Below are 22,294 nucleotides of genomic sequence, written 5' to 3'. Positions count from 1 at the left end.
CAGAGGTTATTTCTGATTTCCGCAGATTTATTTTGTATAATTTGTGTTATATATAACTATAGGGAGGCGAATGAATTGACGAAACATACAAAACTCGGTAAATCAGATCTTTATGTAAATCCAATCGGACTTGGAGCAAACGCAGTGGGAGGGCATAACTTATACCCCAACCTGAATGAGGAGCAGGGTAAGGAAGTCGTTCGCACAGCCATTCAGAATGGAGTGAATCTCCTAGATACCGCATTTATTTATGGCCCTGGACGTTCTGAAGAACTAACCGGTCAGGTGATCAAGGAGCTCAAAGCTCGCGATCAGGTCATGATTGCCACAAAAGGTGCCCATGATGAGAATGATGATTATAAACCAAACAACAAACCAGAATTCCTGAAAAAACAGGTCGAAGACAGCCTTAAACGTCTACAGACGGATTACATAGACCTCTATTATATTCATTTTCCAGATGAGCATACTCCCAAAGATGAGGCGGTAGGTATGTTACGGCGTCTAAAAGACGAGGGAAAAATTCGCGCCATCGGAGTATCTAACTTCTCGATCGACCAGCTTAAAGAAGCAAATAAGGATGGTTATGTTGATGTACTTCAATCCGAATATAATCTATTAAATCGGGAAGTAGAGAAAGAGATTCTCCCTTATACAGCAGCAAACCAAATTACCTTTATTCCGTATTTCCCATTGGTATCTGGACTTCTCGCAGGTAAATATAATAAAGATACTACATTCGATGATCTCAGAAAAAACAATCCACAGTTTCAAGGTGAGCAGTTTGTGAGAAACTTGGACAAAGTCGAGCAGCTTCGTACGATGGCAGATGCTAAACAGGTCGAAGTAGCTCATCTAGTTCTCGCCTGGTATCTTACTCAGCCGTCTGTAGATGCACTTATTCCAGGTGCGAAACGTCCAGAACAAGTGGTTAATAACTTAAAAGCCCTTGATGTGACACTATCTCAAGCAGAAATTACGGAGATTGGTCGTATCTTCTCCTAATGATTCTCTTCTTAAATCGTATTCATATAGAAAACAGTGCGGTGCAGTGCGGCGCGCTGTTTTTTATTTGTCATAAAACGATAGAGCAGTTAATAAAATAGAATTTACAATCATCAATTTTATAAATTGTTGAGCAGAAAGTATTTACTTTTTTGCTTATGAGATGTTTATAATGACTCCCCTCCCTCACCTCTCCATCAAATGTAAAGGAGTGTTATCTATGTCCCAGCGAATCGGTACCGTTGACCATTTCTTCACCCTTGCCTACAGAAAGTTATTCTCACGCTACAAAATCCAGCTTTATGCCTCTCATAATGAAGAGGATTTCCATAAGAAAATCTTAAATCTCAACGCACACTATATCGATTACAAGACTCATATGGTGGACACGAGCAAACAGAAGTCTTCTTCTACAGCGAATACCCTATATGAGATTTATGTCAAAAAAAAGGATCACTCCCTTGCAGAGCTCGCCATGAATACAGCAGCTCACCGGTAACCAATAAAAAAGGATGAATCCGTAGTTCTGATAAGAAACTACCATTCATCCTTTTTTTATTCAGGCCATCGAATTCCAAGTCACAAATTCATCTACCGGCTTGCGGTAGCCCCGAGGTCTCACTTTGCTTTCATCCGCTTTCCCCATGGTAATCATCATGACAGGAATATGATGTGCTGAGAGCTGTAAAAGTGAGGCTAGTTTTGCTTCATCATATCCGATCATCGGGCAGGTATCCCATCCCATGTCCTTCGCAATTAGCATGAACTGCATGGCAGACAGGCTGGCATTACGAATCGCTTCTTCTCGTTGAAATACAGGTCCTCTTGATTCATACATTTCCGTCACACTGCTAATCTCCAAATCATATTCAATTTGAGACATCATCCCAAGTGTCAGCATTCCCTCATTAATCCGTCCTACTTGCTGGTATGCCTTCGTGTCACCGATTACGATAATGACAGCAGATGCTGTCTGTACTTTATATTGACCTGAAGCCTCATAAGCTAATGCTTTTTCTTCCGGCGTAGTTAAAACAACATAGTGAGCATGCTGCAAATTAAACGCAGAGGGAGCATATTTGTTAACTGCAAATATTTGGTTTAGTTCCTCTTTACTAATCTTCACTTCTTTATGAAACTTCATCGCCGAACGCCGTTGTTTAATTACGGATTGTAATTCTCCCATCCTGATCTTCCTCTCTTTTGGTCTGAAGTGGATTTCTACATTTTGTTTCTATAAACCTGATATGTATGTGTTATATATCACCTTAACTAACTTTAAGTAAGTATATAATTTAAGTATATAACATTTATCATTTAATTGAAAGCAGCCAAAGCAATTTAGGTGGTTGAATCTCTGGTTCGAAAACCAAAGAACCTTATCCACATGTGGATAAGGTTCTTTGACTATCTATATATACACAGGTTATCCCCATTATTCACTTCGGGTGCATTTTGAAGATGAGGAACAGATCGTTGTAATGAGCAAGCATTCGTTTGCCAAGGTTATCATACACCTCAAGCTTCTCCGTCAATTCCTCATTTGGATAAAAACGTTCATCACTTGAAACTTCTTCGGGAAGAAGTTCTAGTGCTCCAGCATTTGGTGTGGAATATCCAACATACTCTGCATTACGTGCAGCATGCTCTGGATCTAACATAAAGTTAATAAACTGATGAGCACCTTCTATATTCTTCGCTGTCTTTGGAATGACCATGTTATCAAACCACAGATTCGAGCCTTCTTCCGGTACCACATAATCGAGCTTCTCATTCTCATCCATGATCTCTGAAGCATCCCCTGACCAAACGAGACCCACTGCACCTTCTTCACCTGCGAGCAGCATCTTAATCTCATCTCCGACGATCGCTTTCACGTTAGGTGTGAGCTTAGACAATTTGGCAAGTGCTTCTTGCAGATGCTCTTCGTTGGTATCATTTAGAGAGTAATGCAGACTGTTCAGGCCCATTCCGATCACTTCACGTGCTCCGTCCACGAGCAAGATCTGATTCTTCAGACTTGGGTCCCACAGATCGTCCCAACTCTTAAATGTAAGGTCCGTTAATTCTGGATTAAATACAACCCCGACCGTTCCCCAGAAATAAGGAATCGAATACTGGTTACCTTCATCAAAAGAAAGATTCAGGAACCTCTCATCGATATATTTAAGGTTCGGTACTTTTGAATGATCGAGAGGGATCAGCAGATCTTCCTCTTTCATTTTGCTGATTGCATATTCCGAAGGAATCACGACATCATACGTCGTTCCTCCTTGCTGAATTTTAGTCATCATCGCCTCATTAGAGTCAAACGTCTGATAAACAACCTTCATCCCGCTTTCTTCCTCAAACTCAGCGATCAGTTCGGGGTCAATGTAATCACCCCAGTTATAGATGGTAAGTGTATTACCTCCAGAATATCCTTCACTAGAATTCAGTACCGAGGTAAAATACATGAGGCCAAAAGCCACGATCAGCACAAGACTAAATGTCTGTACCAGCTGCTTCATGGTCTCAGCCCCTTTCCTTGAAGCTTGTTGTTACGTGTATTGATAAAGTAGTAACCTACTACCAGAATAATGGTCAGTAAGAACAACAGCGTCGATAAAGCATTAATGGACAGAGATACCCCTTGTCTTGCCCTCGAGTAGATCTCTATTGACAGCGTTGAGAATCCATTCCCGGTAACAAAGAAAGTAACTGCGAAATCGTCCAGTGAATAGGTCAGGGCCATAAAGAATCCAGCAAAAATTCCTGGCTTTACAAAAGGTAAAATAACTTTTGTCAGCACCTGCCAACTCGATGCACCGAGATCACGTGCCGCATCAATAAGCGTAGAACTCATCTCTTGCAGCTTAGGCAGTACCATGATCACGACAATCGGTACACTAAATGCAATATGTGATAAGAGTACCGAAGTAAATCCTAATTGAATCCCCAGCATCGTAAAGAAGATAAGGAAGGATGCACCGATAATTACATCCGGACTTACAATGAGTACATTGTTTAAAGACAGCAGGGTGTTCTTGTTACGTTTACGGCGAACCTGATGAATCGCTAGAGCACCAGCCACGCCCAGGATTGTGGAAGCCACCGCAGACAGAAGTGCAATCACAAAGGTATTCAGCACGATAATCAGCAGCCGCGTATCCGCAAATACTTCCTCGTACCACTCCAGAGTGAAGCCTTCAAAGTTCTGCATGGTTCCGCCACTATTGAATGAATAGTAGATCAGGTAAAGAATCGGCATGTACAAAATGGCAAAAACAATAAACAGATATACATTTGACAGCTTACTATTTCTTCCCATGAGGTACACCCCGCTTTCCACGCCCACTAATAAACATAATGGCAATCATAATAATGATGAGGAAGACGGCAATCGTTGCTCCCATTCCCCAATCTTGTGTTACTAAGAAATGCTGTTCAATTGCAGTACCCAGGGTAATTACCCGGTTACCGGCAATAAGTCTTGTAATCATAAACAGGGACAAAGCCGGAATAAATACAGCCTGAATTCCCGAGCGCACTCCGCTTAGTGTCAGTGGAAAAATAACGCGCCGGAATGTTGTCCATGAAGATGCCCCCAAATCTCGAGCTGCATAGATAAGGGAAGGATTCAGCTCTTCAAGCGCATTAAAGATCGGCAGAATCATAAACGGAATGAAGATATATACGGATACGAAAACAAAGCTAAAATCCGTGAATAGAATCTGCTGCGTACCAATCCCAATCGTTTCGAGTATCGCGTTGGCAAATCCGTACGTGCCAAACAGGCCAATAAATGCGTAAGCCTTAAGCAAAAGATTAATCCAGCTTGGCAAAATAACGAGTAACAACCATAACTGTTTATGTTTGGTTTTCGTAAGTAAATAAGCGGTTGGATACGAAATAAGCAATGCAAACACAGTAATCAACAGTGCATACCAGAATGAGCTGAGTGTCATTTTCAAATATACAGGTGTAAAGAATTTCACGTAATTCTCAAATGTAAATTGACCTTCAACATTGAAGAAGGAGTAATACACAATTAACAGAATCGGAGCAACGACGAAGAAAATGATCCAAAACATGTAGGGGATCAGGTAGAAGTTGCGGTTCTTTAAACTACGATTCATGATTTACCTCTTGAACCTTACCCTCTGAAGTCTTCTCCGCATCCTCAAGATTGGATTCATAAGATTCCAGCCGTTTATCAAATTCTTCTTCTGTTTCACCAAAGCGCATTACATGAATGGCTTCTGGATCAAAATAAAGACCGATTCTTTCCCCAACGGTAGCGCGTTTCGTAGAATGTACAAGCCATTCGTTGCCCATATCATCGTAACTTGAAATTTCATAATGCACGCCGCGGAATAACTGAGAGTCTACCCGCACTTGGAGTTTTCCTCGCTCAGGTGTTGTAATCTCGAGATCTTCTGGGCGAATAACAATCTCAATCGGTTCGTCAGGTCTAAGCCCTTGGTCAACACACTCATACGTCTTTCCTGCAAACTCAACTAAGAAGTCTTGTTTCATTCTTCCTGAGACAATGTTGGATTCCCCGATAAAATCAGCTACAAATCGGTTAATCGGTTCATCGTAGATATCGAGTGGTGTTCCACTTTGCTGAATGACCCCTTCATTGAGTACAAAGATTTCATCAGACATCGCAAGTGCTTCTTCCTGATCATGAGTTACAAAAATAAAAGTGATACCCAGACGTTGCTGAAGTTCACGCAACTCATACTGCATCTCGGTACGAAGTTTGAGGTCAAGCGCAGACAAAGGCTCGTCCAGCAGAATGATCTCTGGTTCATTAACGATTGCCCGAGCAATTGCTACCCGCTGACGTTGACCGCCAGACATTTCAGTAATCTCCCGGTTTCCGTATCCAGCCAGATTGACAAAACGAAGAGCGTTCTCCACTTTCTCTTTGATCTCTGCATTCTTCATCTTTTTGATCCGCAGCCCAAATGCTACGTTCTCAAATACATTCAGATGCGGGAATAATGCATAGTCCTGAAATACGGTGTTTACCTGACGTTCATGTGCAGGAACACGGTTAATAATTTTGCCATTAAAATAAATATTTCCTTCGGAAGGCTCCGTAAAGCCTGCAATCAGCCGAAGGATCGTAGTTTTGCCGCATCCAGATGGACCCAGCAGCGTATAAAATTTACCGCGTTCGATTTCAAAGCTGACCGATTTAAGGATGGGATCATCCTCATCATATCGTTTTGTCACGCTTTCGAACCGGATAATGGAGTCTTGGTTTATCATATGATAGAAAAACCTCCTTTTTCAGGGGATTACCTTGCGCCTTCTAGTTCATTGAAGCATATTACTGCAGATCCGTTCGGGCACATGTCGCAACTTATTATATAGAAATCATCTAATTGCGCAACCCATTTTTTTATCATTCTATGAAGTTTACTTCTTTCTTCGATATTTTATCCCGGGCATATTTCCAATATTGTATTTATCGCCCAATAAACGGAATAAAAGCCGTGTCTATAAACTTCAAATTTGTCGTTACTTCCGCAAAAAAGCATCTCCTAAGGTTTTATTGACCTCTGAGATGCTCTGGTCCCTGCTCTATATATTGTACCATTTCGTAATCACTTAGCCTACGATTCTATGAATTTACCAAAAAACAAAATATTTTATCCATGAAAAGGACACTTTGCGATAGCAGAATTTGCTTCTTCCTTCTGACTGGACCTTTTTTCCGAAAGGTTGTCATCCTGATTTTTCGTGTAAGGTGCTGGTTGATGAAAGAAATTGGGCTTTCTCACTTGATTCGAATAGGACTTATGAAAAATATGTGTCGTCGCCGGTGACAGCGGCGGAATAAGCCAGGTCCAATTCCCGGTCACTTCTCTGCCGGCCTCTGCTTCTCTCTCTTCAAACTTTGCCAGCTGATTGGCAGCCGTATGATGGTCCACGATGCTGACGCCACTCATCCGGAAGGAGTGAAGTACCGCGATATTCAGTTCCACGAGTGCCTTATCCCGCCAAAGGCTTGCTTCACTTGTTGTATCCAGCCCCATAACCTTTGCCATAGCGGGAAGCTTATTATAACGGAAAGGGTCCGCTAAATTTCTTGCTCCGATCTCCGTTCCCATATACCATCCATTAAAAGGGGCTGCCGGATACTGAATTCCCCCGATCTCTAGCCTCATATCGGAGATCATAGGTACCGCATACCATCTTAGTCCAAGCGACTTCATCTCAGGATAATCAGGATGCTCTATGTCCACTTCCATAATGAGATCCTTCGGTATTGGTACATACACAGGCTTATGGCCTGCTATTTCTATGACGAGCGGAAGCACATCGTAATCTGTGCCATTGCCTTGCCAGCCGAGTTTCATTGCTTCTTTGGTGAAGACGACGGAAGCCGGATCCCCCACTATACCGCTGCTCGTTTCATAACCAGCATAACGAATGAGCTGATGGTTCCAGATGCGGACTGGATCGGCTCCTTCTGGTGTACTTGGAGCAAAAAGAGTAAGCAGTGGAATCACTTTTCCATGATTGGTAGCTGTACGGATATGCTGAAATAAACACTCCGCTACCTGTTCTGCACTCCCTGCCTCTCTCGCATCTACAAGCCGTATGGATTGCCATGATAATCGTCCTATACAGCGATTACTGTTACGCCATGCTAACTTAATCCCATACTCAAGCTCCTGCTGGGTATGTCTATACGTACCCGAATCTTCTATTTCCCGCTGAATGTCAAGAAGCCGGGCTTCTGCCGCTTCACGGCGAAGACCCAGCTCCTCATAACAAGTGTATATAAATGTGCTTACTTCTTTCCACATATCATGTGTATTTGTCATACCGATAATCTCCTCATAATAACGCGTCATACCAGAGAACTCGTCCTAAACTCAGGAGAACGAATGGAATATTTCCATTATACGGTTCGACTGCTTACAAAACCATCATATGGGTCATATGTTCACTTTATATTCACCAATCGTGAGTTCAGCTACTTATTTGCCAAGAAAAGCATTAAGCATCCAAATATGTTTTTGCAGCGTTTCTTGGTTGCCAATCATAAGATCAGCTGTGCTGTCATCACCCATTTCTTCGGCTGCTTCTTTACCTTCTTCGAGCACTTCAACCATGGTAGTAAAGTCTTCAACCAAAGCTTGAACCATTTGTTCTGCTGTTTTGCTGCCCTCTACTTCTTGAATTGGAGAAAGATTCAGATGTTCTTTCAGTGTAGCAACCGGAGAACCTCCAATAGCAAGCAAGCGTTCTGCTACAACATCCATATGTCCTGTTACTTCATTATAGAATTCTTCAAATTTCTCATGCAGGGTGAAGAAGTGAGTTCCTTTTACATACCAGTGGAAGTTATGAAGTTTTGTGTATAGCACAGACCATCCAGCGATTTGTCGATTTAATGCATCATGCAGTTTTTGTACACCTTGTGATTGGTTGGTTTGATTGGTTTGAGTTGTCATAGTTAGATCTCCTTTTTATTTGAAAATGGAAGTGAATGTTGATTTAGTGATACTTATCATAGACTTTTAATTTAGACTTAATCTAAATCCTAATATTATTATAGCATGGTTTTCGAAAAAGGGAAACTTACCTCCACATTTAATAGATGAAGATTTGATGAAACGTAACAACAGAGGCTTCTATTGCAAGGTTAGAATGCCCCATCTGGATATAAAAAAACATGGAAGAACGATCAAAAAGTCATTGTGATCGCTCTTCCATGTCTTACTTTTACACCTTTTGCAGTCCCGCTATCGAAAGCAAGCTATCTTTAATTTCCTCATAATTATGAACTATAAAATGCGGACGATGGTCCGATTCGGCTTCCGCGTTCCGGTGATTGTACCAAAGTACGGTCCAGCCTGCTTTGATCGCCCCTACCACATCATTTCGCCATGAATCACCAATGTAGTAACTGTGCTCAGGAGAAGTCTTTGTGATCGTATTTACATGTTCAAACAGTCTAACATCAGGTTTGGCATAACCAACTCCACCGGATACAAAGATCATATCCTCCGGAATGTACCTATGCACTTGCAGTGCTTTCAGCTTCTTCTGTTGATGCTTTGCTGGTCCATTCGTAATTAGACCCACCTTTATTCCTGAATGAGTCAGTGTCTCAATCAGTTCCATAGCACCGTGGAAAGGCTGAATCTGAAACTGTCTATTTACATAAGCTGTCTGAGCAGCTTCCGCTTCTTTTTCATTGAGGAAGACCCCGAATTCTGCTAAAGCCAGCATAAAGCGGCGTCTGCGCATATCAGCTAACGCCTCTTTTTCAGGTACAGCAGATAAATTCTTCTCTTCTGATAACAAATCGCTATAATAACGGAACCGGTAATAAATATCTTCATATGGCATATCAACCGCTAAACCTACAGCCTCCTGCAAGGCAGAGCGAAGTGGTAATAAATGATCATAGAGTGTGTCATCGACATCAAAGAACACTGCTTTTTGTACGCTATCAGCCAAAAGATTGCCTCCTCTTCCTACATCTCAGTTAACACATAAATGCCGTACGGATTGGTTATATGAGAACTCTCTTCTTGAAAGAAACTTTCCTGATGATGATATTGATACGTGGTCCCATACAATTTGAACTCATTTAATTTATCTTTCGTTCCTTCCCTTGCATTCATCATAAGGTACAAAAACTGGGACATAACCTGCAAGGAGGCATCCGGATCTGTTTCTTTGCTCAGAGCTACATCAGGCAAACCAAACATCTGCATCCCGCAGGAGTAAAAATAATGTTCATCCTGCATATAACTGATCATCGTATTAAGCAATTGATCAAGCCGCGCTTCTTCCCCGATCATATTCCACTCTTCCGGAGTAAATGCTTTATCACAATTCTCGATTTTGACAGCAACTCCCCCGCATGCCAGCAGCATCTGTACAGGAGCAATCATTCGCTGGACCGCTTCGACGGAACCCATATAGCCAGACAGATAAATGACCTTTGTATGCTTTTCTACCTTTTGCATCGTCTTGTCTGAGAAATCACCTTTAGAGGATAAATAAAAAGCTTCCGCGAGTCTTGGATCCTGCTCCTCAATCCTTATTTCAAAAGCACGGTTTCGCTTCGTATCGAGCAAGAGACCGCCAGTAAGAGAATATTCCCCGCTGCTTTTTCTTGTCAGTTTTCGTATTAGTTTGTCTTCCTCTTTCCACTGTCCTGGAATACATAGGACGAGTTTATCATTCATCTGTAAATTCCCTTCTTCCTCGCCTAGCCTTACTATACAAACAAACCACTGCCCTTCTTCTAAGCGCTCAGCAGCAACTTGAATGAACGGCAGTGGTTGATATTGCAAAGGTTATTCCATGTCAACCTTTGCTTCTATAGATGAAGCTTAATATCTTTTTGGTGCTGCTTTTTTAGCTAACTCTGTGAGATAGGAGAAAAATGCATCCGGGTCGGTATCATAGACTAGATTAACTGGTTTTCCAGCTGGATCTATAACGGTGCGCCCCTGACTTGGCCCATCTGGAATCACGCTGCACTTCACCACTTTGCGCTTTACAAGTTCTTCTCGTCCCAGCGCGGCTGTGGTAAGTACATCCCACAAATAATAGGTTGAATTGGTCTCACTGTATACAAGCGGAGGTACTCCCGAATAACAGTTACCAAGGAAGTCTACACCTTCATAGCAGCGCTCTTTCGCCCAGCGATTACGAACTGCCGGCGTGAGCGGTACTTTATTCGTACTTTCAAGCGCAACAAGGTCAATCTCAATCCCTGTCTGCCAAACTTGATAAGCTGCTTCTGGGTCCCAATATACATTCCATTCTGCCGTTCCATCGTGCTCTGGTTCCTGGACATTCCCTTTTTCAAAGGTTCCTCCCATCCATACCAGCTTCTCAATCTTCTCTTCAATCTCCGGTGCCTCTTCCAGAGCGCGAGATAAGTCTGTAAGGGGGCCAGTGAATACGAGAATTGTTTTTTCTTCCGTCTTGCGTAGGGTCTCAATAAGGTGCTTATGTGCAGGTAATTCAGACAATGGAGCTTCCATTGTTCCGGATTCATTCAATATAGGAAGTGCATCAACATAAAAAGAATGGATGCGCCAATCGCTTGGAAACGGATTTTTACCACGTGAATTGGATTTCGATACTTCAACCTGATATGTGCTGAAACGATCAATAATTTTACGACTTGCATCCGTAGCTGGTTCCAAATAACCATCAGCAGGAATAATAGACACTCCTGTCACTTCCACATCATCCATCTGCAGAAGCATAAACAGTGATACAAGGTCATCTACCCCGCCGTCATGATTAAAATACACTTTTCTCTTCGTCATGTTTGAAAAATCCCCCTGCTAGTCTTATCTATTGGTGTGAAACCTTACCTCATATGTTCTCATCTTAAGTCTTTACAAAGTGCAAATGCAACCATTCTTCCTCTGAAAATCAAGGGAAGATAGAAAAAAGAGGCGTGTCAGCAAATTCAATATCTGCTAACACACCCCTTTAATTTGTTATTTTCCGATATTAGTGAAAGGTTTGAACTTGTTCTTCTTTAGCAGCAACTTTCCTTTTACCTGGCCAAAAAGCAACTTCTCCAAGCACCATCGTAATTGAAGGTACAAGGAAAGGTCTCACAATAAACGTATCAAGCAATACTCCAATCGCTGTAATAATACCAAACTGAACAAGTACCTGAATTGGTAAAGTAGCAAGAACGGCAAAGGTACCGGCAAGGATGAGTCCAGCGGAGGTAATGACAGAACTGGTCTCTCCTACCCCTTCTTTAATCGCTTGTTTCAGCGGCATCGTTTTACTCTTTTGCCAAATGCTCGAGATCATAAAGATATTATAATCTTCCCCTAATGCTACTAGGAACACAAAGGAGTAAAGCGGAATTGCGCCTTGAATTGCATCCGCACCGAGTCCGTAATGAATAACGAGCCAACCAAGACCAAGTGCCGAGAAATACGACAAGATTACGGTAGCAACCAAATATACCATCGCCACCAGAGAACGAAGATAAATTAACAGCAGCAAGCTGATTAGACCCACCACGACCGGAATAATGAGTCTTGCGTCATGTTCTCCGGCGAGTTCCGTATCATATTGTTCAGCTGTTTGACCGCTAATCCATACTTTATCACCGGGTGCAGCCACACCTGCACTCTCAAGAGCAGATTCTGCTTCAGAACGAAGATCAGGAATATGCTGCATTGCTTCGATGGAATATGGATTCATACTCAGTTCGACTTGGTAAGCGAGAATGTCGCTATTTACAGATCCTTCTTCAGGTTCAGAAACGACTCCTACATAATCTAGTGCTTCCAGACGCGATTTCACATCTGTATCTTTACCTTCCGTATCCAGCATCAGCTGCACAGGGGCAAGCTCTCCTTCCGTGAATTGTTCCCCAATGAGTGTAAATCCTTCTCTTGAGGGAACATCTTCCGGGAAAGAAGACAATAGATCATAGGTGTATTTAATCTGAGGTGAAAAGGAAGCTAATATCCCAAGCACCACAATGGTCGACACGATGACAGTCCAAGGACGTTTTGTCACCACATTGCCAATCCAACTTTCTTTTTTCTTACGTGGAGCCGGTACCGGCTTCCCTTTTTTACGAGCACGTTCAGCCTGCATCTCTGCTGTTCTTGGTACAAACGGATAGAAGGATGCACGGCCGAAGATAGCCAAAAATGCGGGAACCAACGTGAGACTCGCAATAAACATAATAAGAATGGACAAACTAAATGGAACTGCAAAGCGCTCGTAAGCACCATATTCAGCTAGCAGAAGAGCAAAGAGTGAGATAACCACCGTAAATCCACTCATTGCAATTGCGCCCGAAGAACTTGTTATCGCTTGGAACAACGCTTTACGTTTATCTGCTTCATTCCATAAAATCTGACGGAATTTAGAAATAATAAATAGACAGTAATCCGTTCCTGCGCCAAACAGCAGAACCGTCATGATGGAAATGGACTGTGAATCAACAGTAATAATTCCTTGTTTTGCCATAAATCCTAAGATCGGACTCGTCACAATGTATGCAAAGCCAACTGCAATTATTGGAATCACAGCAAGCAGCGGCGAGCGGTAAATAAGAAGCAAGAAAATCAGTACAAGCATCACGGTGCCGATAAGAAGGGATACGTCCGCATTCTCAAACAATCCGGTCGCATCTACCGAGATACCGACAGGACCTGTTACACGAGCACTAAGCTCATCTCCACTATCTATGTCGGCATCAAATGGATTCGTTCCAAATAAAGAAGTCATGCTGGACTTGATTCCATCAAGACCTTGACCTAGTTCTTCGGCATCCGCTTCGACTTCAAAAAACACAGGCAGCACCAGTGTGCTTCCATCTTCAGACAACTGTGCCGACAGCGCTGGCGGCGGTAACTTATGTAGAGGAATCACTGCTGTTTGATGAGGAACAGGCTTCTCCTCTAGCTGAAGAGTTAGTTCCTGTAGCTTTGTCAGATCTTCAGTGGCAAGGCCTGACTCTTTATGGATAACAATTAGAGCAGGTATGCCTGAATCACTCGGAAACTCACGATCTGCTACCATTTGCGCAATAACAGAAGGTTCATTTTCTTTCAAATTGGCTGCATTGTTATTTTCCTGTTCACCAACAGCAGGCCATATAAGGTTTAAAACAACGGCCAAGATGACCCACACTAAAACCGTGATCCATTTTGTTTTTTTACCAGCGACCCATTTACCATATCCACCGGGTTCTTTTTCTTGCATTGTTCCAGTCACATCCTTCTTTTTTTCATGTTTTTATTGAAATGAACCGCAGGTCATAATACAATCTAGAAGTAATTATATATACCGGTAGGTTAATTATCAACAACTATTTTTGAAATTGGCGGTGGATTCACTTATACTGCTCATCAGGAGGAATCATGATGACTAAACAACCACCTCGTTCACCCGGACGTCCTAAACAAACTTCGGATGAAGTGTCCACCTATGATGTGATCCTAGGAACAGCCTCCAGGCTGTTTATGGAGAATGGTTATGAACCCGTATCTCTGCAGCAGATTGCAAAGCTATGTAATGTTACAAAGGCCTCCATATACTATCACTTCACGAGTAAGCCAGAACTGTTCAAGATCGCTGTCACTAGTATGCTGCGGCGCGGTTACGAACAAACACACAAGTGTTTGATGAAAGCAGATACTTTGAAAGAAGGCCTTCTCTATATTGCGGAAGCCAAAATTGCTACACCTCATGCGGAAATGGAAACGATCCTTCGCGAAGCAGAAGCTTTTCTCAGCAAAGAACAGATCCAAGAAATTAGAGATGGCGAGCGTGCCATTCATAAGCTTTTAGCGGATCATTTTGAGCATGAATTCCAATCTGGAGTTATCAAACAGAAAAATCCCCTTCTACTTGCCCAGGCTTTCTCCGCCCTGCTCATGCTGGGTAATCGTGAGGATATTACGAGTAAATATGCAAGTCCCAGAGAGCTTGCAGAAGAACTAGTTGAGTTATTCTGGCAAGGTGCGGGTTCGTAAGGAAAACGGTCTATTTATTAAGAATTAAGAAAGGCCCGTGAGGGCTTTTTTTAATTTATTGATATAAGCCTTGCTGCCTCTCTAAATGGCATCTGGACCGCCCACTAAAAAAGTCAGTTTATGATCAAGAACGGAAATTTGCACAGGGGTACTAAGGTACACCTCACCATCTGTATCAGCCTGTTTCTTTTCATCGGTCCTGAGCTTGATATTACGGGCTTTGTAATAGAGAATACTGTCATTCTTCGGCTGCCACTCTCCTTCTGGTTTACGAGCTAATAATTCCCTTAGCAGCGGCAATCCTGTCTGGCGAATGATTAAAATATCAAATTGGCCATCTATCAGTGCGTCTTGGGCAAAAGGAAGGGCACTCGATCCAAGCGATCGGCCGTTTGCGATATAAATCATCACTGCTTCATCTTGAATCAGCTTGCCATCAGCTTCCATCTCAAAAGCAAAGGGCACTGCTGAGCGGATCGTTTGCAGTGTACTAATAAAATAACTTAGCTTGCCGAGTGAACCTTTTAAGTTTGGATCGATATTTTCCGATGTTTCCGTAATGAGGCCTACTCCAAAAAAGTTCGTAAATACACGCCCGTTCGCATATCCCAGATCGATATCGATGGTTCTTCCTTCAAGCATCATACGTGCAGACTGCGTAACGTCCACCGGCATTCCGAGTGATCTTACAAAATCATTACATGTTCCGCCTGGCAGAACTCCCACGACCGGCGGATGAATCAGCTGTGTTAACCCATTGATGCACTCATGGACTGTTCCGTCCCCGCCTAAAATAAATACCGCATCTACCTCACTGCCGCGTTCAAGACATATCTTCTCTCCGTCCCCAGGACCTGAAGTCTGAATGATATCCAGTTCCTTAATGGCAGGTGCCAGCACAGCTACGGCAGAACTAACCAAACCTCCTGCAGCAGATCCTGCTGCGTCATTATGTATAAGCAGCGCTTTTGTGATCTTCATAACCGAGCCCTCCTACTCCTCTTATGATGCTTATTACCCTTTCTTTACCCGCTGTAGACAGACTGTTAACCGTTACACAAATCATTTTAAACTAACTTATTCCATATCTTATTATTTAGAGGTGTTATGTATCACCTTGGTTCAGGGTAATAACTTTAAAAATTACATCTTTATAACCAAGGAGGCAATTTCTATGATTCCTGCAACACATAAAGAACTGGAAGAAATCAGAACAAAATGTCGGTCCATGGTAAAGACACGGGCATTCGCCTCTGGAAGCACTTCACTGATTCCGATCCCGGGAACCGATGTTGTCGCCGACGTAGGGATTTTAATGCAGCTGCTTCCCGCTATTAATGAGAAATTCGGTTTAGCTAAAGAAGATGTAGATGGTATGGATGCAGAAACCAAAGCTGCCTTTTATGGACTCGTTCTATCGATGGGTAGCGCTGTTATCGGAAGACTCGTTACCCGAGAAGTAGTCATTAAGCTACTCCAAAAAGTTGGTGTGCGAATGGCAGCGAAACAAGCGACACGATTTGTTCCTTTTGCAGGTCAAGCCTTATCTGCGGTACTCAGTTTCTCGGCAATGCGTTATGTCGGCAACAAACATGTAGAAGACTGTTACAAGGTTGCATTAAAGCTCTTGGAAGAACGCCGAGCGAAAGAGACCCAACTCCCGGAAGATTCTGAAATCCTCAGCAGAATAACGGAATCCGTTCCTATCGACAGTAAAGCTGAATCTGAGAATGAAGCAGCTGATAGGGAACATACGGCACCTAAGGAATAACTGTGTTCAGCAAGAATAGATAAAAAAACACCGATTCTCTTTTAGAGACAGAAGCTCATCTGCCGTAAAGAGATCGGTGTTTTTTTGTTATTTTAACCCGCTTCGGAGAACTGACTGTTATACAGATCAGCGTAGAATCCGCCTTGTGCAAGTAATTCTACATGCGTTCCCTTTTCAATTACATCCCCATGATTCATGACGAGAATCACATCGGCATCACGAATGGTGGACAACCGGTGAGCAATAACAAAGCTGGTCCGATCTTTCATCAGTTCGTTCATCGCTTGTTGGATCGCAATTTCGGTTCTCGTATCTACTGAACTTGTTGCTTCATCCAAGATCAGAATCGATGGATCTGCGAGGATCGCACGAGCAATGGTAAGAAGCTGCTTCTGACCTTGCGATATATTCGAGGCTTCTTCATTCAGCACGGTGTCATAACCATCCGGCAGCGTACGAATGAAATGATCCGCCCGGGCAGCAATGGCAGCCTGCCGAATCTCTGCTTCGGTTGCTCCTTCTCTTCCGTAGGCAATATTGTCACGAATTGTACCATTGAACAGCCAGGTATCTTGCAGAACCATACCGAACATTTCACGGAGTGCACCACGCGGCATATCGGTAATATTAACCCCGTCAATTCGGATTTCTCCGCCCTGAATCTCATAGAAGCGCATCAGAAGATTGATCAGTGTCGTTTTACCAGCACCCGTAGGGCCGACGATGGCTACCGTTTGTCCAGGCAACACATCCAGATTCATATCTGAAATAAGGGTCTGTCCGCCTTCATATCCAAATTTCACATGTTCAAAGGTAACTGCGCCTTGAACCTCTTCCTGTGCTGCGTTACTTCCAGCTTCTTTTACTTCTTCTTCTTCATCCAGCAGTTCAAAGACACGCTCGGCTGAAGCTACAGTAGATTGAATGACGTTCGCGATATTGGCCAGCTGCGTAATCGGCTGAGTGAACTGACGAGAATACTGGATAAAAGCAAGAATGTCTCCCACTAAAATTCTCTCTTTGGTGACTAAAACTCCGCCTACGATACAAATCAATACATATCCTAGATTTCCAATAAACTGCATCAGCGGCATGATGAGTCCAGAGATAAACTGAGCCTTCCAACCCGTATGGTACAGCTTCTCATTAATTTCATCAAAATCATGAATCGATCTTTCTTCACGTCCAAAAGCTTTGACTACATTATGACCAGTGTACATCTCTTCCACATGCCCATTCAGTTCGCCTAGTTTTTTCTGCTGACCCACAAAATACCCTTGAGAACGCTTGGCAATCATCGTTACGACAATGATACTAAGCGGCAATGTCAGAAACGTAATGAGTGTCATCCACGGACTGATTGTCAGCATCATTACGATAACCCCGATAACGGTCACAAGCGAGGTGATGAACTGCGTTATGCTTTGCTGCAAGGTGTTACTAATGTTATCCACGTCATTCGTCGCACGGCTGAGGGTTTCTCCATGAGTGCGTCCGTCAAAATATTTAAGCGGCAAACGTGACAGCTTTTCGTTGATCTGCTCTCTCATCTTGTATACAATTCGCTGTGCTACACCAGACATTAGATATTGCTGAGCATAGCTGAATAGAGAACTTAGCAGATAGAGTCCGCCCAGTAGCATCAAGATACGGTAGATAGCCGTAAAGTCTATCGGTACTACCGGCTGTCCATACAATTTAGCAAGACCAGGGGCAGCTAAAATGTTTGTAGCACGTGCCATAATCTTCGGTGCAACAATGGTAAAAACGGTGCTCAGAATCGCCATAATAAAGACGAGTATTAGCATATTACTTTCTGGCTTCAGATATTTCACAAGCCGTTTCATGGTTCCTTTAAAATCTTTTGCCTTCTCTACAGGACCTCTTCCTGGATGTCCGCCGGGATGCCCTGGTCCTGCAGGCGGCGGTGTATGTTTCTTACTCATGCGATCTCCTCCTCTGATAACTGTGAGGATACAATTTCACGGTAGACTTCGTTATTAGCCAGCAGTTCGCTGTGAGTACCGCTGCCCACAATTCTTCCTTCATCCATAACAAGGATGCGGTCTGCATCTCGTACTGTACTCACGCGCTGGGCAACAAGAATGACCGTTGAGTTTGAAGTTTCCTCTTTCAAAGCAGCTCTCAAACGGCTGTCCGTTTTAAAATCAAGCGCAGAGAAACTATCGTCAAACACATAAATTTCAGGTCTGCGCACCAAGGCTCTTGCGATGGATAAGCGCTGTTTCTGGCCTCCAGATACGTTATTCCCGCCTTGCGCGATGACGCTTTCGTACCCATGTTCCATTTCGCTGATAAAATCAGAAGCCTGTGCTACCGAAGCCGCATGCTCGATTTCTTCCTGGGTCGCGTCTTCCTTACCATAGCGAAGATTGTCTGCAATACTTCCCGTGAACAAGATTGCCTTCTGTGGTACATAGCCAATTTTTGACCGCAGATCATCCTGTGTCATCTGTCTCACATCTACGCCATTCACCTTCACACTGCCCTCTGTCACTTCATAGAAGCGAGGAATGAGACTAAGAAGTGTTGTTTTACCTGATCCGGTACCACCGATAATGGCCGTTGTCTCGCCCGGTTTCGCGGTAAAACTGATCCCTTCAAGAGCATATTCTTCAGCACCTGGATATTTGAAAGAGACATTATCAAACTCTAGTGTTCCATAAAGCTTGTTCGGTTTTGCAGGTGTATCTGGATTTTTTAGTTCCGGTTTCATCTCCAGCACTTCGTTAATTCGGACAGCAGAAGCCGATGCTCTTGGGAGCATCACGAAGATCACGGAGACCATAATCAATGAAAACATAATCTGCATTGCATACTGAATAAATGCCATCATATTACCGACCTGCATATCTCCGGTATCAATACGAAGACCGCCAAATCCGATGATCGCAATGATGGTAAAGTTCATGATGAGCATCATGGACGGCATCATAAAAGCCATAATTTTATTTACTCGAATTGCTGTTTGCGTTAAATCCTGATTTGCTTCTTTGAACCGTTTTTTCTCGAATTGCCCTCGGTTAAAAGAACGAATAACCCGAATACCGGTCAGCTGTTCACGCAGTACCAGATTCAATCGGTCTAATTTTTTCTGAATGGCTTTAAATAAAGGCAGCCCTTTAAAGGCAATTAGTGCTACCGTTCCTGCCAAGATCGGCAGAGATACTACAAGAACCAGTGAAAGCTTGGCATCTTGTGAAATCGCCATGACAAGTCCCCCGATAAACATGAGCGGAGCACTAATCATCATTCTCATCATCATAAGCAGTACATTTTGCACTTGGGTAATATCATTCGTTGTACGTGTGATGAGTGAAGCTGTACCAATTTGGTCAAATTCCTGCAGTGAGAAATTTTCCACATGTCTAAATACTCGGCTGCGTAAGTCACGCGCAAACTTCCCAGATACTTGAGAAGCAAGGAAGCTGACCAGGATCGAACATAGCGCTCCGAGCAGCGCAATAAACAGCATTAATCTTCCTACACTCCAGATATAAGGTACATCTCTGGTGGGTATGCCGTTATTCACAATATCTGACATGAGTGTGGGTAAGTATAGATCAGACATCGCTTGTAAAAATACGAAGATAATGACAAGGATCACAGGAAGTTTATAAACCTTTAGCATCCTTAAAAGTTTCAGCATAAATTCTCACTTCCTTCTTTTCTTCTTCGTTCTTCCTTCTCTTTCCGAACCATGTCATGGTACTCATGAACTCGGTTTAGGAGCAGGGTGAGCTGTTTCGTATCCTCTTCTCCAAGGTACTCTACAAGACCTTGCATTGTAGTCATCATTTCTCTGTGAACTTCTCTAACTACCTGTTGTCCTGCTTCGGTAATCTTGATGCGGACGACTCTCCGATCATTTGGATCTACTTTTCGCTCCACTAAACCTGCTTCTTCCAGAGTCCTGATTACTGGTGTAATCGTAGGAGATTTCACACGAAGAAGGTTACTGATTTCTGAAGCCTTCATCCCTTCAATCTGCTCCTTCGTTGTGGGTCCATTCTCCATATATTCGCTAATCTTACATACAACGGAGGCAGGATCGCGCTCGGTCTCCGTACCTCTAATTAGCGCTGTTAAAAGCATGATTTCGCTGGGATTACGTCCTTCCGTTTTTCGTTGTTTCCATATCCCCCGATTAAACTTCATAAACGTATAAAGCAAACTTTGTACGGTTGTATCTTCATTCATTTTTGTAAACCCCTCCTCTAAAGCCGAATTACCTTTTCATCCCTTCTAAAATTAATTGTAACCTTAGATTGTTAGGTAACCTAATTAACTTCAAGCAAGCAAATTATATTCCCCGAAATCATGAATGTCAACTGATGTTCATTACAGAATAAAATTCCCCTTCCTGCTTGTTTTTATAAAGCTGTTCTAGAGCTCTAGGATACATAAGAAAAGCGATGGCATAGTCGCCACCGCTTTCCTCATACCTCTGCTACTCCCTAACTGTAGACACCTGGGAACTGAATTCAAAATACTGCCTCGCATTTCGATATGAAATATCTTGCACGATATTTCCAAGCAGCTCAATGTCGTGGGGAACTTCTCCTTGTTCTACCCATTCTCCAAAGAGATTACACACTAATCTGCGGAAATATTCATGCCTTGGATAGGAAAGAAAACTTCTTGAATCCGTGAGCATTCCAACAAATCGGCTGATAAGTCCCGCATTCGCGAGTGCTTTCATCTGAGCAAGCATTCCGTCTTTGGTATCATTAAACCACCATGCAGATCCGAGCTGGATCTTGCCTGGAATTCCGTCCCCTTGAAAACTTCCCGTTATTGCAGCCAGCACCTCATTATCCCGTGAATTAAGTGAATAGAGGATGGTTCTTGGCAGTGCATCTTCGCTTGCAAGCGAATCAAGGAGATTAACTAGCGGACCTGCAATCAGGCTGTCATTGATTGAGTCATAACCCGTATCCGGTCCAAGCAGATGGAACATTCTCGTATTGTTATTTCGCGCTGCATTGATATGGAACTGCATGGTCCAGCCCCGAGCCGCATACAACTTTCCTAGGAAAACAAGCGTATAAGTCTTGTATTTCTGCTCATCGTTCAAGCTGACCTTCGCGCCAGATCGAGCTTGTTCAAAAATAGCAGCTGCCTCTTCTTTTGTTGTATCTGCATAAGGAACATAATCAAGCGCGTGATCAGAGACTCTTCCACCAACAGAGTGAAAGAAATCTACCCTGTCTTCCATGACTTGCAGGAAGGTATCATAATCTTCGATCTTTCGCTTGGCAACCTGTTCGAGCTGAGTTAACCAGGGACGGAAACCATCCCGATTGATCTCCAGTCCTTTATCTGGACGGAAAGAAGGTAACACTTCGGTATCGAAGTTCGGAATCTCTTTAATTAAAAGGTGATATTCCAGTGTATCTGCCGGATCATCTGTTGTACAAATCACAGTAACATTGGATTTAGTAATGAGGTCTCGTGCACCAAAACCTTCACCATTCAGTTTGGCATTTACTTTTTCCCAGATTACGGGTGCATTCTTCTCATTAATCAATTCATACACACCAAAATATCTCTGCAGCTCAAGATGTGACCATGCATAAACCGGGTTCCCGATTGCCAGTGGTACGGTTCTAGACCAAGCCATAAACCGGTCATAGTCGCTGACACTTTCACCGCCGGTTATGTATTTCTCTTCTACTCCATTCGCACGCAGCAGCCGCCATTTGTAATGGTCTCCATATAGCCAAGCCTCCGTTAGATTACGGAAGGTCTTATTCTCGTAAATTTCCTTAGGACTTAAGTGACAGTGATAATCGATAATGGGCATATCCTTGGCATAGTTCTCAAACAACGTAATTGCTGTGTCGTTCGTGAGCAGAAACTGCTCATCCAAAAAAGACTTCATCTACCCTTTCACGCTCCCCTATAAGTTCCTTTTAGTTCATTTCGGTTTACTTACTACCTAAAGCTACACTGTTTTCCCAAAAAATTCAATATAAATTGACAGCGCTAACAA

At 43.0% G+C, this 22,294-nt stretch carries 20 protein-coding genes; 4 read left to right on the top strand and 16 right to left on the bottom strand.

Annotation, left to right across the window (positions count from 1 at the left end; translation table 11 throughout):
• Window positions 1-75: 75 nt before the first annotated feature.
• Window positions 76-1,005 (top strand): aldo/keto reductase, encoded by a 930-nt coding sequence (locus GQY27_RS06005; RefSeq protein ID WP_160032641.1) that lies wholly within the window; start codon window positions 76-78, stop codon window positions 1,003-1,005.
• Between the two features lie 220 nt (window positions 1,006-1,225).
• A complete protein-coding gene (locus GQY27_RS06000; RefSeq protein ID WP_160032640.1) occupies window positions 1,226-1,504 on the top strand; it encodes a hypothetical protein in 279 nt (92 codons plus the stop codon).
• 60 nt (window positions 1,505-1,564) lie between these two features.
• On the opposite strand, the gene GQY27_RS05995 is transcribed toward GQY27_RS06000, so the two are convergent.
• From GQY27_RS05995 to GQY27_RS05945, 11 genes are all read right to left on the bottom strand, one after another.
• Entirely contained in the window at window positions 1,565-2,191 is a 627-nt protein-coding gene (locus GQY27_RS05995; protein ID WP_160032639.1) for a nitroreductase family protein, read from the bottom strand.
• Window positions 2,192-2,444: 253 nt separating this feature from the next.
• Entirely contained in the window at window positions 2,445-3,515 is a 1,071-nt protein-coding gene (locus GQY27_RS05990) for an ABC transporter substrate-binding protein (RefSeq protein ID WP_160032638.1), read from the bottom strand.
• A complete protein-coding gene (locus GQY27_RS05985; protein ID WP_160032637.1) occupies window positions 3,512-4,315 on the bottom strand; it encodes an ABC transporter permease in 804 nt (267 codons plus the stop codon). Before GQY27_RS05985 ends, GQY27_RS05990 begins: the two co-directional genes overlap by 4 nt.
• Window positions 4,302-5,123, bottom strand: a complete 822-nt coding sequence (locus GQY27_RS05980; RefSeq protein WP_160032636.1) for an ABC transporter permease — start codon at window positions 5,121-5,123, stop codon at window positions 4,302-4,304. The genes GQY27_RS05985 and GQY27_RS05980 overlap by 14 nt, the downstream gene beginning before the upstream one ends.
• Entirely contained in the window at window positions 5,113-6,267 is a 1,155-nt protein-coding gene (locus GQY27_RS05975) for an ABC transporter ATP-binding protein (RefSeq protein ID WP_442950882.1), read from the bottom strand. The genes GQY27_RS05980 and GQY27_RS05975 overlap by 11 nt, the downstream gene beginning before the upstream one ends.
• Window positions 6,268-6,650: 383 nt before the next feature.
• Entirely contained in the window at window positions 6,651-7,832 is a 1,182-nt protein-coding gene (locus tag GQY27_RS05970) for a nitric oxide synthase oxygenase (RefSeq protein ID WP_160032635.1), read from the bottom strand.
• A gap of 156 nt (window positions 7,833-7,988) precedes the next feature.
• Complete coding sequence (locus tag GQY27_RS05965; RefSeq protein WP_160032634.1) at window positions 7,989-8,465, bottom strand: Dps family protein; 477 nt, start codon at window positions 8,463-8,465, stop codon at window positions 7,989-7,991.
• Between the two features lie 271 nt (window positions 8,466-8,736).
• Window positions 8,737-9,477 carry an HAD family hydrolase gene (locus tag GQY27_RS05960; RefSeq protein WP_160032633.1) on the bottom strand — a complete coding sequence of 247 codons (741 nt, stop codon included), beginning with the start codon at window positions 9,475-9,477 and terminating at the stop codon, window positions 8,737-8,739.
• A gap of 17 nt (window positions 9,478-9,494) precedes the next feature.
• The gene (locus GQY27_RS05955; protein WP_160032632.1) at window positions 9,495-10,322 is read right to left on the bottom strand and encodes a hypothetical protein; all 828 of its coding nucleotides are present in this window, start codon (window positions 10,320-10,322) and stop codon (window positions 9,495-9,497) included.
• A 39-nt stretch (window positions 10,323-10,361) separates the two neighbouring features.
• Window positions 10,362-11,312 carry a nucleoside hydrolase gene (locus tag GQY27_RS05950; RefSeq protein ID WP_160032631.1) on the bottom strand — a complete coding sequence of 317 codons (951 nt, stop codon included), beginning with the start codon at window positions 11,310-11,312 and terminating at the stop codon, window positions 10,362-10,364.
• A 190-nt stretch (window positions 11,313-11,502) separates the two neighbouring features.
• Window positions 11,503-13,734 (bottom strand): MMPL family transporter, encoded by a 2,232-nt coding sequence (locus GQY27_RS05945; RefSeq protein WP_160032630.1) that lies wholly within the window; start codon window positions 13,732-13,734, stop codon window positions 11,503-11,505.
• Window positions 13,735-13,892: 158 nt separating this feature from the next.
• Between GQY27_RS05945 and GQY27_RS05940 the strand changes: the two genes are divergently transcribed.
• Window positions 13,893-14,507 (top strand): TetR/AcrR family transcriptional regulator, encoded by a 615-nt coding sequence (locus GQY27_RS05940; protein ID WP_236570506.1) that lies wholly within the window; start codon window positions 13,893-13,895, stop codon window positions 14,505-14,507.
• A gap of 81 nt (window positions 14,508-14,588) precedes the next feature.
• Here GQY27_RS05940 and GQY27_RS05935 read toward each other — a convergent pair whose 3' ends face one another.
• Window positions 14,589-15,488 carry a diacylglycerol/lipid kinase family protein gene (locus GQY27_RS05935; RefSeq protein WP_160032629.1) on the bottom strand — a complete coding sequence of 300 codons (900 nt, stop codon included), beginning with the start codon at window positions 15,486-15,488 and terminating at the stop codon, window positions 14,589-14,591.
• A 193-nt stretch (window positions 15,489-15,681) separates the two neighbouring features.
• On the opposite strand from GQY27_RS05935, the gene GQY27_RS05930 reads away from it, so the two are divergent.
• A complete protein-coding gene (locus tag GQY27_RS05930) occupies window positions 15,682-16,278 on the top strand; it encodes a hypothetical protein (RefSeq protein ID WP_160032628.1) in 597 nt (198 codons plus the stop codon).
• Window positions 16,279-16,370: 92 nt separating this feature from the next.
• On the opposite strand, the gene GQY27_RS05925 is transcribed toward GQY27_RS05930, so the two are convergent.
• The 4 genes from GQY27_RS05925 to uxaC all read right to left on the bottom strand — a co-directional run bounded on the left by GQY27_RS05925 (window position 16,371) and on the right by uxaC (window position 22,183).
• Complete coding sequence (locus GQY27_RS05925) at window positions 16,371-18,224, bottom strand: ABC transporter ATP-binding protein (RefSeq protein WP_160032627.1); 1,854 nt, start codon at window positions 18,222-18,224, stop codon at window positions 16,371-16,373.
• The gene (locus GQY27_RS05920) at window positions 18,221-19,948 is read right to left on the bottom strand and encodes an ABC transporter ATP-binding protein (protein ID WP_160032626.1); all 1,728 of its coding nucleotides are present in this window, start codon (window positions 19,946-19,948) and stop codon (window positions 18,221-18,223) included. Before GQY27_RS05920 ends, GQY27_RS05925 begins: the two co-directional genes overlap by 4 nt.
• The gene (locus GQY27_RS05915; protein ID WP_160032625.1) at window positions 19,942-20,499 is read right to left on the bottom strand and encodes a MarR family winged helix-turn-helix transcriptional regulator; all 558 of its coding nucleotides are present in this window, start codon (window positions 20,497-20,499) and stop codon (window positions 19,942-19,944) included. The genes GQY27_RS05920 and GQY27_RS05915 overlap by 7 nt, the downstream gene beginning before the upstream one ends.
• Window positions 20,500-20,749: 250 nt before the next feature.
• Window positions 20,750-22,183, bottom strand: coding sequence for a glucuronate isomerase (gene uxaC, locus GQY27_RS05910; RefSeq protein WP_160032624.1), 1,434 nt, complete (start codon window positions 22,181-22,183; stop codon window positions 20,750-20,752).
• Between the last annotated feature and the right edge of the window lie 111 nt (window positions 22,184-22,294).

The sequence above is a fragment of the Paenibacillus sp. An7 genome (assembly GCF_009870785.1).
Classification (GTDB): Bacteria; Bacillota; Bacilli; order Paenibacillales; family Paenibacillaceae; genus Paenibacillus.
The sequence above is the reverse complement of the archived record's forward strand: the minus strand, read 5'-3'. Positions and strand labels throughout refer to the sequence as shown.

Excerpts from the sequence above, each read along its gene's own strand:
- GQY27_RS06000 (WP_160032640.1), top strand. The coding sequence starts at position 1,226 with ATGTCCCAGCGAATCGGTACCGTTGACCATTTCTTCACCCTTGCCTAC.
- GQY27_RS05995 (WP_160032639.1), bottom strand. The coding sequence starts at position 2,191 with ATGGGAGAATTACAATCCGTAATTAAACAACGGCGTTCGGCGATGAAG.
- GQY27_RS05990 (WP_160032638.1), bottom strand. The coding sequence starts at position 3,515 with ATGAAGCAGCTGGTACAGACATTTAGTCTTGTGCTGATCGTGGCTTTT.
- GQY27_RS05985 (WP_160032637.1), bottom strand. The coding sequence starts at position 4,315 with ATGGGAAGAAATAGTAAGCTGTCAAATGTATATCTGTTTATTGTTTTT.
- GQY27_RS05980 (WP_160032636.1), bottom strand. The coding sequence starts at position 5,123 with ATGAATCGTAGTTTAAAGAACCGCAACTTCTACCTGATCCCCTACATG.
- GQY27_RS05975 (WP_442950882.1), bottom strand. The coding sequence starts at position 6,267 with ATGATAAACCAAGACTCCATTATCCGGTTCGAAAGCGTGACAAAACGA.
- GQY27_RS05970 (WP_160032635.1), bottom strand. The coding sequence starts at position 7,832 with ATGACAAATACACATGATATGTGGAAAGAAGTAAGCACATTTATATAC.
- GQY27_RS05965 (WP_160032634.1), bottom strand. The coding sequence starts at position 8,465 with ATGACAACTCAAACCAATCAAACCAACCAATCACAAGGTGTACAAAAA.
- GQY27_RS05950 (WP_160032631.1), bottom strand. The coding sequence starts at position 11,312 with ATGACGAAGAGAAAAGTGTATTTTAATCATGACGGCGGGGTAGATGAC.
- GQY27_RS05945 (WP_160032630.1), bottom strand. The coding sequence starts at position 13,734 with ATGCAAGAAAAAGAACCCGGTGGATATGGTAAATGGGTCGCTGGTAAA.
- GQY27_RS05940 (WP_236570506.1), top strand. The coding sequence starts at position 13,893 with ATGATGACTAAACAACCACCTCGTTCACCCGGACGTCCTAAACAAACT.
- GQY27_RS05935 (WP_160032629.1), bottom strand. The coding sequence starts at position 15,488 with ATGAAGATCACAAAAGCGCTGCTTATACATAATGACGCAGCAGGATCT.
- GQY27_RS05930 (WP_160032628.1), top strand. The coding sequence starts at position 15,682 with ATGATTCCTGCAACACATAAAGAACTGGAAGAAATCAGAACAAAATGT.
- GQY27_RS05925 (WP_160032627.1), bottom strand. The coding sequence starts at position 18,224 with ATGAGTAAGAAACATACACCGCCGCCTGCAGGACCAGGGCATCCCGGC.
- GQY27_RS05920 (WP_160032626.1), bottom strand. The coding sequence starts at position 19,948 with ATGCTGAAACTTTTAAGGATGCTAAAGGTTTATAAACTTCCTGTGATC.
- GQY27_RS05915 (WP_160032625.1), bottom strand. The coding sequence starts at position 20,499 with ATGAATGAAGATACAACCGTACAAAGTTTGCTTTATACGTTTATGAAG.
- uxaC (WP_160032624.1), bottom strand. The coding sequence starts at position 22,183 with ATGAAGTCTTTTTTGGATGAGCAGTTTCTGCTCACGAACGACACAGCA.